This is a genomic window from Pseudomonas sp. Irchel 3E13 (assembly GCF_900187455.1).
Taxonomy (GTDB): domain Bacteria; phylum Pseudomonadota; class Gammaproteobacteria; order Pseudomonadales; family Pseudomonadaceae; genus Aquipseudomonas.
The window spans coordinates 168,267-185,180 of sequence record NZ_FYDX01000015.1 but is presented as its reverse complement, the minus strand read 5'-3'; the positions used below and the strand labels follow the sequence as shown (position 1 = coordinate 185,180).

Annotated in this window: 9 protein-coding genes; all 9 read left to right on the top strand. The window is 67.8% G+C overall.

Going from position 1 to position 16,914, the window contains the following annotated elements:
* Window positions 1-3: 3 nt before the first annotated feature.
* The 9 genes from CKW37_RS24740 to CKW37_RS24700 all read left to right on the top strand — a co-directional run bounded on the left by CKW37_RS24740 (window position 4) and on the right by CKW37_RS24700 (window position 16,865).
* Entirely contained in the window at window positions 4-1,374 is a 1,371-nt protein-coding gene (locus tag CKW37_RS24740) for a CpaF family protein (RefSeq protein WP_095158849.1), read from the top strand.
* Entirely contained in the window at window positions 1,375-2,367 is a 993-nt protein-coding gene (locus tag CKW37_RS24735; RefSeq protein ID WP_095158848.1) for a type II secretion system F family protein, read from the top strand.
* Window positions 2,364-3,320, top strand: coding sequence for a type II secretion system F family protein (locus CKW37_RS24730; RefSeq protein ID WP_095158847.1), 957 nt, complete (start codon window positions 2,364-2,366; stop codon window positions 3,318-3,320). Before CKW37_RS24735 ends, CKW37_RS24730 begins: the two co-directional genes overlap by 4 nt.
* A gap of 31 nt (window positions 3,321-3,351) precedes the next feature.
* Entirely contained in the window at window positions 3,352-4,212 is an 861-nt protein-coding gene (locus CKW37_RS24725) for a hypothetical protein (RefSeq protein WP_095158846.1), read from the top strand.
* Between the two features lie 18 nt (window positions 4,213-4,230).
* On the top strand, window positions 4,231-4,803 hold the full coding sequence (locus tag CKW37_RS24720) for a TadE/TadG family type IV pilus assembly protein (RefSeq protein WP_095158845.1): 573 nt from the start codon (window positions 4,231-4,233) through the stop codon (window positions 4,801-4,803).
* Window positions 4,800-5,369: a TadE/TadG family type IV pilus assembly protein gene (locus CKW37_RS24715; protein ID WP_095158844.1), complete on the top strand. Its 570-nt coding sequence runs from the start codon at window positions 4,800-4,802 to the stop codon at window positions 5,367-5,369. Before CKW37_RS24720 ends, CKW37_RS24715 begins: the two co-directional genes overlap by 4 nt.
* Entirely contained in the window at window positions 5,366-5,755 is a 390-nt protein-coding gene (locus tag CKW37_RS24710; protein ID WP_095158843.1) for a YbaN family protein, read from the top strand. The genes CKW37_RS24715 and CKW37_RS24710 overlap by 4 nt, the downstream gene beginning before the upstream one ends.
* 216 nt (window positions 5,756-5,971) lie before the next feature.
* A complete protein-coding gene (locus CKW37_RS24705; RefSeq protein ID WP_095158842.1) occupies window positions 5,972-7,531 on the top strand; it encodes a TadE/TadG family type IV pilus assembly protein in 1,560 nt (519 codons plus the stop codon).
* Window positions 7,532-7,565: 34 nt separating this feature from the next.
* Window positions 7,566-16,865 (top strand): beta-propeller fold lactonase family protein, encoded by a 9,300-nt coding sequence (locus tag CKW37_RS24700; protein WP_095158841.1) that lies wholly within the window; start codon window positions 7,566-7,568, stop codon window positions 16,863-16,865.
* Window positions 16,866-16,914 lie beyond the last annotated feature (49 nt).

Below are 16,914 nucleotides of genomic sequence, written 5' to 3'. Positions count from 1 at the left end.
CCGATGATCATCCGACACCCGAAAAAGAACCTCGCCGCGGTCGCCGTCAGCGACGTGCCCGCGCCGCCCCACAACAGCCGCGCCAGCACCGAGCCGACCTCGGTGCAACGCGCGGCGCCCGCCCGCCCGGTGGACACCCTCGGCACCCAGAACCGCCGGCTGATCCGTAACCAGCTTTACGACCAGATCGACCCGCTGAAAGCCGCCGCCCTTGGCCGCGATGCCCTGCGCCAGCAGGTCGAGGCGGTGATCCGCAAGATCTGCGACGACAGCCGCCTGCAGTTGTCCCGCCAGGAGGAACAGGCGGTCGGCGAGGAAATGCTCAACGAGATGGTCGGCATCGGCCCGATCCAGCCGCTGCTGGGCGACGACTCGGTGAACGACATTCTGGTCAACGGCGCCGGCCAGGTATTCGTCGAGCGCTACGGCAAGCTGGAACTGTCGCCGATCACCTTCATCGACGAAGAGCACGTGTTCAACACCGCCCAGCGCATCGCCGCGGCGGTGGGCCGGCGCATCGACGAAGCGCACCCGATGGTCGATGCGCGGCTGGCCGACGGCAGCCGGGTGAACGTCATCACCTACCCGCTGGCGATCGACGGCACCACCATCTCGATCCGTAAGTTCATGCGCCGCAACATGTCCCTGGACATCCTCGCCGAACGCGGCGCGCTGTCCTTCGAGATGGCCGAGGTGCTCAAGCGCGGCATGCTCGCCAAGCTCAACATCGTCGTCTCCGGCGGCACCGGCGCGGGCAAAACCACCCTGCTCAACGCCCTGTCGCAGAACATCAGCGACGAGGACCGGGTCATCACCATCGAGGACGCCGCCGAACTGCAACTGCAACAGCGTCATGTGGTGCGCCTGGAAACCCGTCCGGTCAGCGCCGAAGGCACCGGCAAGGTCGACCAGCGCGACCTGGTGCGCAACGCCCTGCGCATGCGCCCGGACCGCATCATCCTCGGCGAGGTGCGCGGCGGCGAAAGCTTCGACATGCTCCAGGCGATGAACACCGGCCACGACGGCTCGCTGTGCACCGTCCACGCCAACACCCCGCGGGACGCCATCATGCGCCTGGAAAACATGGTGATGATGGCGGGCATGCAACTGCCGCTGGAAGCCATCCGCCGACAGATCGCCAGTGCGGTGAACCTGATCGTCCAGGTCGAGCGCATGCGCGACGGTGGCCGCCGCATCGTCTCCATCACCGAGGTCTGCGGCATGGAGAACGACGTGATCCAGACCCAGGAGCTGTACGGTTTCACCACCAGCAGCGTGGATGCCGACGGACGCCTGGTCGGCCAGTTCAACGCCAGCGGCCAGCGCCCGCAGTTCTATACCCGGCACGCCCACCTGTTCACGGGAGGCCAGTGAATGGACGCGCTGCTCGATCTGTTCACCCTGCTGGTGTTCCTCTGCGTGCTGCTGGGCTTCTTCGCGGTCCGTAGCCTGAGCCGCAAGCGCCAGCGCGCCGAGGCCCAGGCCGAGCGGTTGACGGCGCTCAAGGCCGGCTTCGTCGCGGCGCACCCGGGCGCGGCCCTGGCCCTGGAACACAGCCCCGACCTGCTGCGCGACCAGGATGCTCCGGCCTGCACCCGCTGGCCGCTACTGGGCGCGCCGCTCGGGCGCCTGTGGCTGGGCAGCCGCAGCCTCGGCTGGCACGGCACGCTGCGTTCACGCCTCGGCCTGCTGGCCGTCGCCAGCCTGATCGTCGGCGTGGTGCTGGGGCGGCAGATGCCCTGGCCGTGGCTGTACGGCAGCCTGCTGGCCGGACTGACTTTCGTCGGCGTCGCCACGGTGGTCTATCGCAACGCGATGAACCGCTACCTGCACGACCTCAAGCTGAGCCTGCCGCAGGCGATCGACGCAATCACCCGCGCGGCCCGCGCCGGGGTGCCGGTGAGCAACGCCTTCACCCTGGTCGCGCAGAACATCAGCGGGCCGCTGTCGGTGGAGTTCGCCGAGATCGACAACTGGCTGCGCCTCGGTCTGCCGCTCCGCCAGGTGATGCAGGACTCGGCCAACCGCATTCCGCTCAATGAATACCGCTTCTTCGCGGTGATCCTGATCATCAACCAGGAAGCTGGCGGGCGCCTCGGCGAAACCCTCGACCGGCTGTCGGCGACCCTGCGCGAGCGCCAGGAGCTGCACCTGAAGGTCCAGGCCAAGACCTCCGAGGCCCGCGCCTCGGCCAAGATCGTCGCGGCGCTGGTGCCCTGCGCGCTGGGCTACATGTACCTGAACTCGCCGCGCGACTTCCAGTTCCTGCTCAACGACCCGACCGGCAACAACGTGCTGTTCTACGCCTTCGGCAGCGTGACGCTGGGCCTGGTCATCACCCACCTGATGGTACGGAAGATCGCATGAACAGCTTGCTCCAGGATCCGTTCGTCCAGGCCGCGCTCGGCCTGCTCTGCTGTGGCCTTGGCGTCGGCCTGATCGGCCTGTACCGCCAGCAGCGCCAGCCGGTGCTGCACGAGCGCCTCAACCGGCGCCCGGCCGGCGCCCCGACCAGCGACCGCGCCGACATCCTCCGCGACCAGGGCCTGCAAGTGCCGCCGCGCCTGCTCGCCGTGCTGCAAGCCGTGGCCCGGGTTGGCGAACAGGCCGCCGGCAGCCCGCGTGACCGCGACAAGCTCGCCGTTCTGCTGGCCATGGCCGGCCTGCGCCAACGCGAGGCCCTCGGCCTGCTGATCGCCGGCAAGTACCTGCTCGGCCTGCTGCTGGTGGCGCTGGTGATGATGCTGCTGGAACCGGGCAAGCGCCTCGGCCTCAACGGCGTCACCGCGGCGCTGGTGGCGTTGTTCGTCGGCGGGCTGATCCCCGAACTCTGGCTGAAATGGCGCGCCGCCCGCCGCGGCGGACGGCTGGCCCGCAGCCTGCCGGATGCCCTCGACCTGATGGTGATCTGCGCCGAGGCCGGCCTGCCGCTGGGCCGCGTGCTGCAAGTGGTGGCCAAGGAGCTGGCGCTGTCGGCGACGGAGATGGCCGACGAGTTGCGCTACACCTGCGCCGAACTGCAGATCCTCGCCGACCGTCCGCGGGCCTTGCTCAACCTCGCCGAACGCACCGGCGTGAGCGGCATCGACAGCATGGTCTCGACCCTGATCCAGGCCGAGCGCTATGGCACACCGCTGTCGCAGGCGCTGCGGACGATTTCCGACGAGAGCCGCAAGACCCTGATCCTGACCCTGGAAGAGCGCGCCGGCAAACTCCCGGCCCAGCTCAGCGTGCCGCTGATGACCCTGATCCTGCCGCCGATCATCGCGATGATGGGTGCGCCGGCGCTGGTGCGCATCGTCCGCCTGCTCTCCAACTGAACCTACCGACTGCCCTTTTCGAGTGACCGCCATGCCCCGCTCCCTGACCACCCTGACCCTTCTTGCCGTGCTCGCCCTCAGCGGTTGCAGCAGCCTCGGTTCGGCCCTGCCCGGCGGCGCGCCGACGCTGTCCGGCAAGGAAAACCGCGAAGCGCTGAAACTGGCCCGGGTACTGCGCGACAACGGCCGCCTGGAAGGCGCTTTCGAGGTTTACCAGCGCCTCGACCAACGCAGCCCGCTCAAGGGCGCCTACCTGCTGGAATACGCCAGCGTCGCCGCCGCCGTGCGCCCGCCGCGCGATGCCTGGGCGCTGTACGACCGCGCCCGCCAGCAAAGCGACCTCGCCGCCCTCGACCCGGCCCAGCGCCAGGCCCTGTGCGGCGGCCTGGGCCGGGCCGCGCTGGCGCTGGGTAACGCCAGCAGCGCCGAACAGAACTTCAGTTGCGCATTGAACGTGGAAGGCGCACCCAGCCAGCGTGCGCAACTGCTCAACGGCCTCGGCGTGGCGCAGACCCTGCTCGGCCAGCGCCCGGCGGCGCGCGAATCATTCCAGCAAGCCCTGGCGCTGGAACCCGGCTACAGCCCGGCGACCAACAACCTGGCCCTGAGCTGGCTGGCCGACGGCGAACGCAGCAAGGCCATCGGCCTGCTCAACGGTGCGCGGCAGAGCGGCGAAGTCGCCCTGCAACTGAACCTGGCCCTGGCCTGGGTGCTGGACGGCCACGACGACACCGCCCTGCGCATCCTCGAAGAAAACCTCGAGCCGCACTACGCCCAGGACATCCTTGAGCGCTTCCGCGCCACCCGCGAACGCATCGCCAACGGCGCGCCGGTGGACAGCGAACTGCTCGCCGCCAGCCAGCAACCCCTGAAACTGGCCAGCCGGGACTGATTGTCGATGAGAGCGCCGATGAAATTGCGCGTTGCCCTGCGTCGCTTGCGCGGCGCCGATGACGGTGTCACCGCGGTGGAAACCGCGTTCATCCTGCCGGTGCTGCTGTTCGGCCTGATGATGTTGTTCGAACTGGCGCACATGGCCTTGGTCATCGGCGCCGGCAACCTGGCGCTGGAACACGCCGTGCAGCGCCTGCGGGAAATGCCGGATTACTACCGGCTCGGCGCCAGCGACCTGCAACAGCGGCTGGCCGAACGCATGCAGGCGCGCAGCTTCGGGCTGATCGAGGCGGGCGAACTGAAGGTCGACGTGCTGCCGTTCGATAACCTGCGCCAGTACGGCGAATCGCGTCCGGGCGCCAGCGGCACCAGCAGCGCCAGCCAGACCGGCAGCGATGCCGTGGCCGGCGTGGAGACGCCGCTCGACACCGTGTTTTCGCCGCCGATCCTGAGCGTCACCGTGGACCTCAAGCAGGACTACATGACCGTCTTCCCCGGCCTGTTCGGCCTCGGCGACGGCTACCAGTACCAATACCGCCACCTCCTCGGCAACCTGCCCAGCGACCCGGACAACGAGGACAGCCAATGAAGCGCAAACACTCCCAGCGTGGCAGTGCCTTGCTGGAAACGGTGCTGGTGTTCCCGGTGCTGATCGGCGTCACGCTGCTCGCCGCCGACCTCTACAACCTGCACCAGGCGCGCAGCTACATGGAGCAGTCGGCGCACACCATCGCCTCGGTGCTGGGGGTGCAGAGCACCCTCGACAACAACGGCGTGCAAGCCCTGGTCGAGCGCGCCACCAGCATGAACCGCACACCGTTCGAACTGATCATCAGCAAGGTCGAGAGCGACCGCAGCATGAACTGGCGACCGCTGTACCGCGGCGAGGTCCAGGGCGTGTGCGAACGGCACAGTGCCGGCTCGCGCTTTACCGGCGCGTTCCCCGAGGCGCTGCGCGCCGATGACGAACAGACCCTGAGCAACGTGCCGGTGGTGGTGGTGCAGGTCTGCGCCACCGTCGACGCCCTGGCCTTGAGCTACGCCCTGCTGGGCAGCGACAAAATCGAGGTCCAGGCCATCAGCCGCTTGCAACACGGCACGCCGACCCTGGACGACGTCCTGACCCGCGAACTCGACCCACAGGAAGACGAATGAGCCAGACCGTCCCCCAGGCGCGAGGGCTCAAGCGCCTGGCGTACCTGCTGTTGGCCTGGGCCAGCCTCGGCATGGCGGTACTCGGTGCCATCCTGCCGGGGCTGCCTTGTACCGAGTTCGTCCTGCTCAGCGCCTGGGCCGCGTCGCGCAGCTCACCGCGCCTGAACCGCTGGCTGGAACAGCACCGCCTGTTCGGTCCGCTGCTGCGCGACTGGCGGGCGGGCGGGTTTATCAGCCGGCGGAGCAAAGTGGTCGCCAGCGTAGCGATGCTGCTGTGCCTGGGATTGCTGCTGTGGCACCAGCCGCCGTTGTGGCTGGTGTTGTGCGCGGCGGGCGGGATGGGGTGTGGGGCGATTTTTATCTGGTCGCGGCCGGAGCGGGGTTAGAGGGCGACATCCCAAGGGTTCGGCGCCCCGCCAAAATCGCGCCTACAGAGGCGACGTGCCCCGGACCTTGTAGGAGCGAGCTTGCTCGCGATGCCCCCACCTTTAAGCAATCTTAATGATGCGCCAATTGCCGCGAACAAGAACGATTCTTATCTTTATCACCACCCTCGGCCGAGGCACCTCCGGCCCGCTCACTGCGCAGGAACCCGTCCCGCCATGCCCGCTCTCCCCCGCTTCGCCACCCGGCTCCGTCATTTCGCCCGGCAACAACAGGGGGCCGTCGCGCCCTTCGCGATTCTGGTACTCGGCGGTGCGCTGATGGCCACCGCCTACGTCATCGACCAAAGCCGCGCCCTGGAAAACACCGCCCAGCTCAAGCGCGCCACCGACGCCGCGGCCATGGCCGTGGGCAACCAGCGCCTGCTCGATGACAGCCTCAGCCAGCAGCAGATGCAGCAACTGGCGACCTCCATGGTGCAAGCCAACCTCGGCACCGACCTGGCCCTGCGCGAGCAGGTCGGCGGCGATGACATCAACCTCACCCAGCAACGCGACGGCGAAGGGGTGGTGCGCATTACCGTCAGCGCCGCCTACAGCGCCGAGTCGCAACTGTTGCAGGCGCCGGTGCAACGCATGCAGGTCAGCTCCACGGTGGAGGTGGTCAATCGTCCCGTGGAGATCGCCCTGGTGATCCCCAATACCCTCAGCGAACAGGCCCGCGACCTCGCCGCCTTGCGGCGCCTGGTCCGCGAGTTCGCCGAGCAGGTGCTGGGCGCCCGTCCCGACGGCCAGACCTGGATTTCCCTGGTGCCCTACAGCCAGTCGGTGAATGTCTACAGCAGCGAAGACAGCGGGCGCATCCGCCGCTGGGCGGCGCCCGGCGCACTGACGCCGGTGGAGCTGCGCTCGCTGTTCCGCACCGGCTACAGCGGCCTCGCCGACCAGCGCATTCCCGACCGCCGCGCCAACCTGCTGTGCATGTACCGCGGCCTCGGCCAGGGCCAGAACTACTTCTGGGACCAGGCGCCGTCCGGGCAATTCAAGGTCCACTACCGTCACGACCTGCCGGAAAACGGCAGCCCCGGCGCGCCGGCGATTTCCTGGACCGGCCCCAACCCGGACTTCGGCCAGGCCACCGGGGTCAACGACACCCGCTGGATGATCGCCGACCGTGGCTGCCCGGCCGCCGCCCTGCTGCCGCTGACCCGCGACATGACGCGCATCGAGCGCCGCGTGCAAGAGTTCTCGACCCGCTTCAACACCAACTACGCCATCGCCATGGGCTGGGCCGCCGCCAGCCTCTCGCCGCAAATGCGCGGCGCCGCCGGCTGGGGCGACAGCCGCCTGCCGCTGGACTTCAACGCCGACCGCCAGGGCGACAACGTGAAGATCATGGTCATGCTGGCCAACACCACCGGCAACTGGTTCGACACCGATGCGTACAACGCCGAAGTGGGCCAGGCCATCGACGGCGAGAACTCGACGGTGTCGTCCAACGACATCGCCGGCCGGCGCTTCATGAACCTGTGCAACAGCTTCGTCGCCCGCGGCCTCAAGTTTCATTTCCTCGGGGTTCGCCCCGGTGACCCCAACGACTTCGGCCGCCGCCTCTTCGACCGCGTCGCCGGCCCCGGCCTGCGCGTCTGCGCCCAGGACGGCAGCATGACCTTCGCCAATGCCGAGAACTTCGGCGACGGTGAAGCCCAGATACGCAGCCTGCTGCGCGAGATCGCCAACAGGATCAAGCACGAGCGCTTCGTGCGCCTGATCGACTGAGTCCCCTCTTTCCGCTTCCCGACAAGGACATGCCATGAGTGCGTCACGCCCCCGCAATCGCAAGCCCCACACCAGCCTGGCACTGGCCCTCGAACCGAGGATGATGTTCGACGCCGCCGCGGTGACCACCGCGGTGCAGACCGCCGACCAGGCCGATGCCCAGCAGGCCGCGGCCAACCATGCGCCGAGCCTGAGCGCCGAGGCGACGCAGGTCACCCATACCGTGACCGAGGGCGCGGTCAGCGGCGGTCCGTTGTTCAGCAATGTGCTGGCCAACACCAACGACAGCGGCCAGCACTTCGATAACCTGCGCATCACCATCAACAGCAGCGGCACCCACGAGGCCCTGCTGGTCGACGGCACGCAGATCCTGCTGGACGGCACGCCGAGCGGCGAGACGGCGGGCAAGTTCTACAGCTACACCGTCAGCAACAGCGGTGGCATGACCACCCTCGACATCAATTTCGATTCCAGCGCCGCCAACAGCGCCGCCGACGTCAAGGCACTGGTGGAGGGCATCCGCTTCCAGACCCTCGACGGCACCCCGGACAACGGCAGCCGCACCATCACCCTGACCCAGGTCAGCGACATCAACGACGACAACAGTGGCGGCGACAGCACCACGCTGAACATCAGCGCCACGGTCAACCTGGTCAGCGGGGTCAACCGCGCGCCGCTGCTGGAACGCGACAACCCGCTGGACCTGGCGCAGTCCCTGACCACCAGCGGCATCACCCTGAAAGAGGCGATCTACAGCGGCGACGGCAAGTTCCTCTATGCCGCCGCCGACAATGGCCGGCTGCTGGTCTACGGCATCGACGGCAAGGGCATGCTCAGCCTGGTGCAAAACCTCGCCGCGCCCACCGGGATGACCGCGCTGGTCGATGTCGCCCTGAGCAAGGACGGCAAGTTCCTTTACAGCGCCAGCAGCGACACCCTCCACACCTTCCAGGTAGCGGCGGACGGCAGCCTCAGCCGCATCCAGGGCACCAGCATCGGCAGCGTGCGCGGGCTGGCGCTGTCGGACGACGGCAAGCAGGTCTACATCACCACCCTCTACGGCGGCCTCGAAGTGCGCAGCCGCGACCCGCTGACGGGCGCCATCGGCACCAGCGCCGTGCAGACCCTCGATGAAGGCACGCTGCAATCGGGCCGGGCCAAGCTGGTGCAGAGCATCGGCGACTATGTCTACGTGGTGCTCGACCCGGACTCGTTCGTCGCCCGCGACACCCTGACCATTCTCAAGCGCGGCAGCAACGATCGCCTGTCGGTGGTCGACCTGGGCTGGGCCTACACCACCGACGGCAGCTTCGATGGCACCACCGAGCACAGCCTGGCGGCCAGCGCCGATGGCCGTTTCATCTACCTGGGCGACAGCAAGCAAGGGGTGATTCAGGTCTATCAACTGGGCAGCAACGGCCTGGTGCGCATCGACAGCATCGCGCTGGCCCAGGTCAACGGCCTGACCCTCAGCGCCAACGGCAGCCAGCTCTACGCCACCAGCGCCGACGGCACGCTGCATCAATATCAGGTCAACGCCAGCAGCGGCCTGCTCAACGAAACCGGCAGCCAGAGCGTGGTCGGCGCCAAGGCGGTGGTCGCCAGCCCCGACGGCCAGTCGATGCTGGTGGCCGGCAGCGGAGTCAGCCGCTTCACCAACGTACGCACCTACCTCAGCGCCAGTGACCTGGTGCTCGGCCAGGGCCTGAAACTCAGCGACAGCAACGCCGATGCGCTGGCCTCCGGCGCTGGCGACTACAGCGGCATGCGCGTCACGGTCGAGCGGGTCGGCGGCGCCAATGCCGCTGACCAGTTCGCCTTCGCCGCCGGCAACGGCATCAGCCTCAACGGCGATGCCGTGATGCGCAACGGCGTGGAAATCGGACGCTTCGTGCAGAACGGCGGCCAGTTGACCCTGAGCATCAGCGCCGCGCTGACCCGCGCCGAGGCCAATGCCCTGCTGCAACAGGTGATCTACCGCAACACCACCAGCAGCGGCCAGGTAGAACTGCGCCTGGTGGCCAACGACGGCCAACTGGACAGCAGCGAACAGCGCGTCAGCCTGCTGATCACCCTCAACAGCGCCCCGCAACTGAGCGCCACCACGGTGGTCAACCCGGTCTACGACACCCACGGCACCCTGGTGAAGCTGTTCCAGGACGCCCAGGTCAACACCGGCGAAGCCGGCCAGAGCATCAGCCGCCTGACCCTCACCCTCGGCGGCGTGGCCGGGGCCAGCAACGAGTTCGTGCTGGTGGACAACACCGCCATCGCCCTCGGCCAGTCCGCCAGCGGCACCCTCGCCAACGGCATGACGCACACCTACACCGTCGACGGCGACAACGCCACGCTGGTCCTGAGCAGCGCCGCCGGCCTGGCGCCCTCGGCCTTGCAGACCCTGGTCAACGGCATCGGCTACCGCAACGACAACCCGCTGGCGGTCAGCGGCCAACGCAGCATCACCCTCTCCAGCGTGCAGGACAACGGTGGCACCGGCGGCGGTGGCAGCGACACCAGCGCCCTGCAGATCAGCAGCAGCCTGACCGTCAACACCGGCACCGCGCCAACCGTCACCGAACAGGTCGACCCGGTCGCCACCCTGTACTACGCCAACGGCACCCTCAGCGGCTACAGCGATTACGTCAACGCCATCGAGATCAGCGGCGACGGCAAGACCCTGCTGCTGGCCGGCACCACCGGCAGCAACCTCAACGGCACGAGCTACCTGCGGGTGTACGCCCGCGATGCCAGCAGCGGTGCCCTGACCCTGCTGCAGAGCTTCACCCAGGGCACCAGCGACAACCCGGCCACCAGCGACATCGAAGTCGATGGCCTGGGCCGCATCACCAGCGTGATGGCGGTGAGCGACAACCTCTCGGTGTACGTCGCCGGTTTCGACAGCGCCAAGGGCTACAGCACCCTGGTGCGCTTCAGCCGCGATGCGGCCAGCGGCCTGCTGACCTACACCGGCATCGCCGCGGTGCAGAACGACGTCGTCCGCGCCGCGGACAGCAGCGTCACGCCGGCCGTGACGGAAGTCCGCCTGGACGGCCCGGTGACCGACATCGTCATTTCCGCCGACGGCACCTCGCTGTACACCATCAACGGCATGACCGCCGGCTTCACCAGCACCGGCAAGGCGGTGCTCGGCATGTACGCCCGCGACCCGGCGAGCGGCGCGCTGACCTACCTCGGTCACTACTACGACACCACGCAGATGCCCCGCCCCAGCGGCATCGTGCTGAGCAGCGACGGCGCCTCGGTGTACGTCTCCAACAGCAACGGCAGCATCACCGTACTGGCCCGCGCCGCAGACACCGGACGCCTGACCTTCGTCGAACGGGTGACCGTCGCCAGCATCACCGCCGACCCCGACAGCGCGCCACGTACCAGCACTGACACCCGCTACCTGAACGCCACCGATATCGTGATTTCCGCCGACGGCCGCTCGGTCTACGTCAACTCCGTCGACGCGACGATGATCTCGTCCTTCAGCCGCGATGCCACCACCGGCAAGCTGACCTTTATCGGCGCCCTTTACACCTACACCTACAGCAACGCCACCAGCATGCGCGAGCTGGCCATCTCGGCGGACGGCACCGCCGTCTATGCCACCGCCAACAACCGCGGAGTGATGCTGTTCAACCGCGATACCAACACCGGGCTGCTGACCTACAACAGCATGATCAGCGGCCTGTCGAAGAACAGCGGCTACCTGGCCCTGAGCCCGGACGGCCAACACCTCTACAACGGCACCTATGTGGTCAACAACGGCGTGGACATCATCGCCGCCCGCTACAACGCCCACTGGAACGAAAACACCCCGACCCACGTCGCCGCCGGCATGCAATTGAGCGACGTCGACTACGAAGCGCTGGGCAGCTACCAGGGCCTGGTCATCACCCTCGCCCGCGCCACCAGCGCCAACGCCGCCGACCGCTTCGACTTCAGCGCCGGCAACGGCCTGAGCCTCGACGGCCAGCGCATCCTCCTCGATGGTCAACACGTGGCGACCTTCGTGCAGAGCGCCGGCACCCTCACCGTGACCCTGACCGGCGCGGTCAACGGCCAGGTCACCAACCAGATCCTCCACCAGTTGAACTACGTCGCCGGCCCGACCGCCACGGACCAGCAACTGAACCTGAGCATCCGCTTCAACGACGGCGTCAAGCAGACCGAGCGCGCGATCGTCGTGCTGGTCAACCACGCGCCGCAGATCAGCGCGCCGCTGGCCGCGCTGGCGCCGGTCGAGATCGGCCAGACCCTGAACCTCAGCCTGCCCCTGGAGCGGTTCAGCGACAGCGACGGCGACGCCCTCACCTTCCGCCTCGACGGCCTGCCCGCGGGCCTCGCTTTCGACCCGGCCACCGGCCTGCTCAGCGGCAGCCCGGTCGACGGCACCGTGGGCGTGCACCCACTGACGCTGACCGTCACCGATGCCCGTGGCGCCCAACAGGTGATCAGCCTGGAACTGGAAGTCCAGGCCATGCCCGACCAGCGTCCCACGCTGGGCGGCGCGATGACCGATGTGGAACTGATCGACAGCGTCGGCAACAACGACGACAACCTCGGCAACCTGCTGGAGGCGCCCCGGGACAGCCTGCTCAGTGCCGACGGCAAGTTCCTTTATGTGATCAGCGACGGCGTCCACTGGGACGACTCCAGCAAAGCCACCCTCAGCGTCTTCGCCCGCGACAGCGAAGGCCGCCTGAGCCTGGTGCAGAGCCTGAACGGCGACGCCGCCGCGCTGGCCGGTGCCGAGAAGGTGCTGATCAGCGCCGACCAGCACTGGCTGTACGTGCTGTCCGGGACCAGCAACAGCCTGCTGGTATTCGCCCGCGATAGCGACAGCGGCCAATTGCACCTGGCGTCCACGTTCGCCGGCGACAGCCTCGGCGAAGAACTGCCGGCCATCGTCGATCTCGCCCAGCAGGGTGACACCCTCTACCTGGCCACCAGCGCCGGCCTGTTCCAACTGCGTCAGGCGGCTGATGGCAACCTGACGCAAGTCGCCCCGGCCACCAGCGTCCAAGGGCTGGAAAGCCCGCAGCGGCTGCTGCTCAGCAGCGACGGCCAGTTCTTGCTGGTCAGTGGCGTGGGCGGCCAGGACCTGCTCGTCACCCTGCGCATCGGCAGCGACGGCAGCCTCGGCGAAGTGGCGCGCGCCGGCCTGAATGACGGCAGCACCCTGCACAACCTCAGCGCCATGACCCTCAGCGCCGATGGCCGCTTCATCTACGCCCTGGACAAACAGGACGCCGGCGACGTGCAACTGCGCATCCTGGCCCTGGGCAGCGACGGCAGCCTGCGCTTGCTCGCCAGCCAGAGCGTCGACGGCCAGGCCAGCGAACTGGCGGTCACCGCGGACGGCAGCGCCCTGTTCATCGCCGGCGGCGGCACACTGGCCGGCTACGCCCGCAACAGCGACGGCCTGCTGCTCGGCGAAGCGCACCCGCTCAAGGGCGATTACAACGAACTGGTCGGCCTCAGCCTGAGCGCGGACGGTCAGAGCCTGTACCTGGTCGGCGGCCAATGGGACGCCAGCGTGCTCGACCTGCGCCTGGGCGTCAGCGCGCTGACCGTCACCGAAGGCGATGCCGCCGTGCCGTTGCTGCCCAGCGCAACGGTCAGCGACCTGCAACTGGACCAGCGCGGCGACTACCAGGGCGCGTCGGTGCAGATCACCCGCCAGGGCGGTGCGTCCGCCGATGACCTGTTCGGCTTCAGTGAGGGCAATGGCTTCACCCGGGTCAACGACCAGATTCTCAAGGACGGCAGCGTCATCGCCACGCTTGTGCAGCAGAACGGCCGCCTGACCCTGACCTTCACCGGCACGGTCAGCCAGGCCGATGCCCAGCAGGTGCTGCGCCAGCTCGACTACCGCAACGTCAGCCAGGACCCGACCCACAACGGCGATCAGGTGAAGATGCAGGTGGTGTTCCTCGACGGCGACGGTAACCGTGCGGTGCTCACCGTCGCGGTAACGCTGATCGGCGTGAACGACCCGGCGATCCTCGACAGCAGCGTGCTCAACCCGACCCTGGCGGACCTCGGCGCGCCGGTGCAACTGTTCGACAAGACCCGCATCGACACCGTCGAGGCGGGCCAGTTGGTCAGCCAGGTGGTGCTGACCCTCGACGCGATCAACCAGCACGACGTCATCAGCGTGCTCGGCCAGAAGATCTACCTGGACAACCGCGGCGAAGACCCGACCAAGGACGACACCAACGTCTACACCCTGCCAAATGGCTTGCAGTACCAGGTCATCCGCGAGAACGGCGTGACCCGCCTGAACCTGTTCGTCATGCGCTCGGCCAGCGAGGCCGCGACGCTGATCGACAGCCTGGCGTTCTACAACCACGGCAGCGACAACACCAGCAGCCGGCAGATCAGCCTGGCAATCCGCGAAAACATGGATTACGCCCTGACCGACAACTACCTCACCACGCTGCAACAGGCGGTGACCGTCACCTTCGGCGCGGCCGCTGCCAACGCCGCGCCTGTGCTGGAGAACCGCGGCGCCGCCGTGCTCTACCGCGAGCGCGAAGGCGCGGTGGTGCTGGCGCCGGTCGCGAGCATCGGCGACAGCCAGCTCGACGCCTTGAACAACGGCCTGGGCAACTACCAGGGCAGCACGCTGCACGTGACCCTGCTCAACGTCAAAGCCGGCGACACCCTGGGCTTCCAGGAAGGCAACGGCTTGAAGGTGGTGGACGGCAAGCTGCTCAAGGGCGACGTGGTCATCGGCAGCGTCGAGATCGGCAACGGCACACTCACCGTGCGCTTCAACGACGACGCCGGGGTCATGCCGAGCAAAGAAGACGTCAACAACGTCCTGCATCAGCTCACCTACGCCAGCACCAGCCACAGCCCGGACGCGGTGCAGCGCTTCAGCATCACCTTCGATGACGGCCGGCTGACCTCGGCGGCGCTGGACGTGCGGATCAATACCCAATTGATCAATGACACCCCGGTGGTGGGTGACGATCCGCTGCTGGCGCTGGGCGAATTCAGCCTGTCCCGCCCGCTCGCCAGCCTCGCCGGGCTGGGTGAACTGAGCGGCGCGGTGTTGAGCGCCGACGGCAAACTGCTGTATGCCGCCGACACCCACGGCAACCTGGCGTTGTTCAGCCTGGACAGCGCCGGGCGGGTCGGCCTGGTCAGCAGCCTGCCCCTCGCCGAGGGCCTGAAAAGCATCCAGCACCTGAGCCTGAGCAGCGACGGCAAGCACCTGTTCGTCTCGGCCAACGATAACCAGCAGTTGCGGGTGTATGCGCGGGATGCCCAGGGTGGGCTGAGCCTTGCGCAAGTGCTGGACACCGACGCGTCCGTCGAATGGCAAAGCTTCCGCCAGGTCGAGCTGTCGACCGATGGCAAGTTCGCCTATGTCATGACCGACACCGGGCTGATGGTCTTCAGCCGCGCGGACAACGGCAGCCTGGCCTTCAAGCAGGTGATCGAAGCCAGCGGCGACACACCGCCGCACCTTTGGCTGCCCTCGGCGATCAGCGTCAGCGGCAACTACCTGATTGTCACCACCGTCTATGAGGCGCGCCCCTCGGTGATCGTCTACAGCCGCAGCAGCGACGGCGGGCTGACGGTGCTGACCAGCCTGAGCAAAGGCCAGAAAGACGCCGCCGGCGTGGTCGTCGAACTCGGCAAGGTCCAGCACCTGGCTGTCAGTGCTGACGGCAAGACGCTGTACATCGCCGATGCCAACGGCGTGCAGCGCCTGAGCCTGGACACCGCGAACAAGACCCTGACCGTCGCGGAACGCTTCGCCCTGGAGGGCATTCGCGATATCGCGCTGAGCACTGACGGGCTCAGCCTCTATGTCACCCTGGAAAACGGCAGCGTCCAGCGCTACAGCACCCGCGAAGGGCTGCTGGCTGCCGGCGCGGTCGACGCCGTGGGCAACGCCGGGCAACTCCTTTTGGGCAGCAACGGCCAGGTGCTGGCGCTGGGCGACGGCGTGGCCGTGCTGTCGGCGCCGGGTGTCAGCGACCCGCTCTATCAGCGCAACGGCCAGCCGGTGGCCCTGGCTCCGACCCTGCGCCTGAGCGACTACGAACTGGACGCTGAAAATGACGGCCAGGGCAACTACCAGGGCGCCAGCCTGACTATCCGCCGCGAGTTCGACGGTTCGTCCGCCGACCAGTTCGGCCTGATCGCCGGCAACGGCTTCAGCCTGGAAAACGGCGTCGTTCTCCTCAACGGCGGCGCCGTGGCCCGACTGCAGTCGGCGGACGGCGCCATGACCCTGACTATCGACGCCGCGCTGAGCAGCACCCAGGTCAACACGCTGTTGCGGCAACTGTCGTACGCCAATACCACGGGCAGCGGTGACGAGCGTGTGAGCCTGATTCTCCAGTTGAACGATGGCGTGCTCGCCAGCAGCACGTTCACGGTGGATCTGAGGCTTACGGGGACTGCGGGGACGGTGGATCCTGTTGATCCGGTGGATCCGGTAGACCCTGTTGATCCCGTTGACCCGGTGGATCCGGTAGACCCTGTCGACCCCGTTGATCCGGTGGATCCGGTTGACCCTGTTGATCCCGTTGATCCGGTGGATCCGGTGGATCCGGTTGACCCTGTCGATCCCGTTGACCCGGTAGATCCGGTGGACCCTGTCGATCCCGTCGATCCCGTCGATCCCGTCGATCCCGTCGATCCCGTCGATCCGGTAGACCCGATCACCCCACCCACGATCAACACCGTCGCCCCGGTAATCCTGCAGGACAGCACCGAGCGCTGGTCGCAACCGGAACCGTTCAGCACTCCGTCGATCAGCTTCCAGGCACCCGCCTCGCCACACGCAACGCCCGCCAGCGCCGAACAGGTGCTGCAACGGACCGAGCAAAGCCGGACAGCCTTCACCGAGGAAAGCCAGGCCATCGCCCGCCTGCCGGAGCCGGACGACCTGCCCGAGCCCGACGACCTGGATGCCGTCGCCAGCACGGTCATTACCCTGGATCCGCTGGTGATCGGCAGCGCCGCCGTTACCCCCGAGGTCAATGTGCAGGCCGGCGTCGATGGCGTGGCACAGCTTCCAACGGGGTTGCTGGCGGGCCGTGATGGTCGTGCCAAGGTCAGCCTGCGTCTGGCCAACGGACTTGATCTGCCGGGCTGGATCCGCTTCGACCCGCGCAGCGGCGAGCTGCGGGTAGACAACCGGCAACTGGCGCGCTTCGGCCAGTTGGAACTGATGCTGCGCGGGCTGGATGCCCAGGGGCGGCAGGTGTTGGTCAAGGTGCAGCTCAGTGCCGAAGGACCTCAGCAGCAGGCTGCTTTGCCTGGCAGCCAGTCGCTGAGCCAGATGCTCGCGGCGCTGTAACCGCTTTGGGGCCTTATCGCTGGCAAGCCAGCGATAAGGCCCCCACCGG

Bases quoted from the DNA above. Each gene is read 5' to 3' on its own strand.
- CKW37_RS24740 (WP_095158849.1), top strand. From the start codon at position 4: ATGATCATCCGACACCCGAAAAAGAACCTCGCCGCGGTCGCCGTCAGC.
- CKW37_RS24735 (WP_095158848.1), top strand. From the start codon at position 1,375: ATGGACGCGCTGCTCGATCTGTTCACCCTGCTGGTGTTCCTCTGCGTG.
- CKW37_RS24730 (WP_095158847.1), top strand. From the start codon at position 2,364: ATGAACAGCTTGCTCCAGGATCCGTTCGTCCAGGCCGCGCTCGGCCTG.
- CKW37_RS24725 (WP_095158846.1), top strand. From the start codon at position 3,352: ATGCCCCGCTCCCTGACCACCCTGACCCTTCTTGCCGTGCTCGCCCTC.
- CKW37_RS24720 (WP_095158845.1), top strand. From the start codon at position 4,231: ATGAAATTGCGCGTTGCCCTGCGTCGCTTGCGCGGCGCCGATGACGGT.
- CKW37_RS24715 (WP_095158844.1), top strand. From the start codon at position 4,800: ATGAAGCGCAAACACTCCCAGCGTGGCAGTGCCTTGCTGGAAACGGTG.
- CKW37_RS24710 (WP_095158843.1), top strand. From the start codon at position 5,366: ATGAGCCAGACCGTCCCCCAGGCGCGAGGGCTCAAGCGCCTGGCGTAC.
- CKW37_RS24705 (WP_095158842.1), top strand. From the start codon at position 5,972: ATGCCCGCTCTCCCCCGCTTCGCCACCCGGCTCCGTCATTTCGCCCGG.
- CKW37_RS24700 (WP_095158841.1), top strand. From the start codon at position 7,566: ATGAGTGCGTCACGCCCCCGCAATCGCAAGCCCCACACCAGCCTGGCA.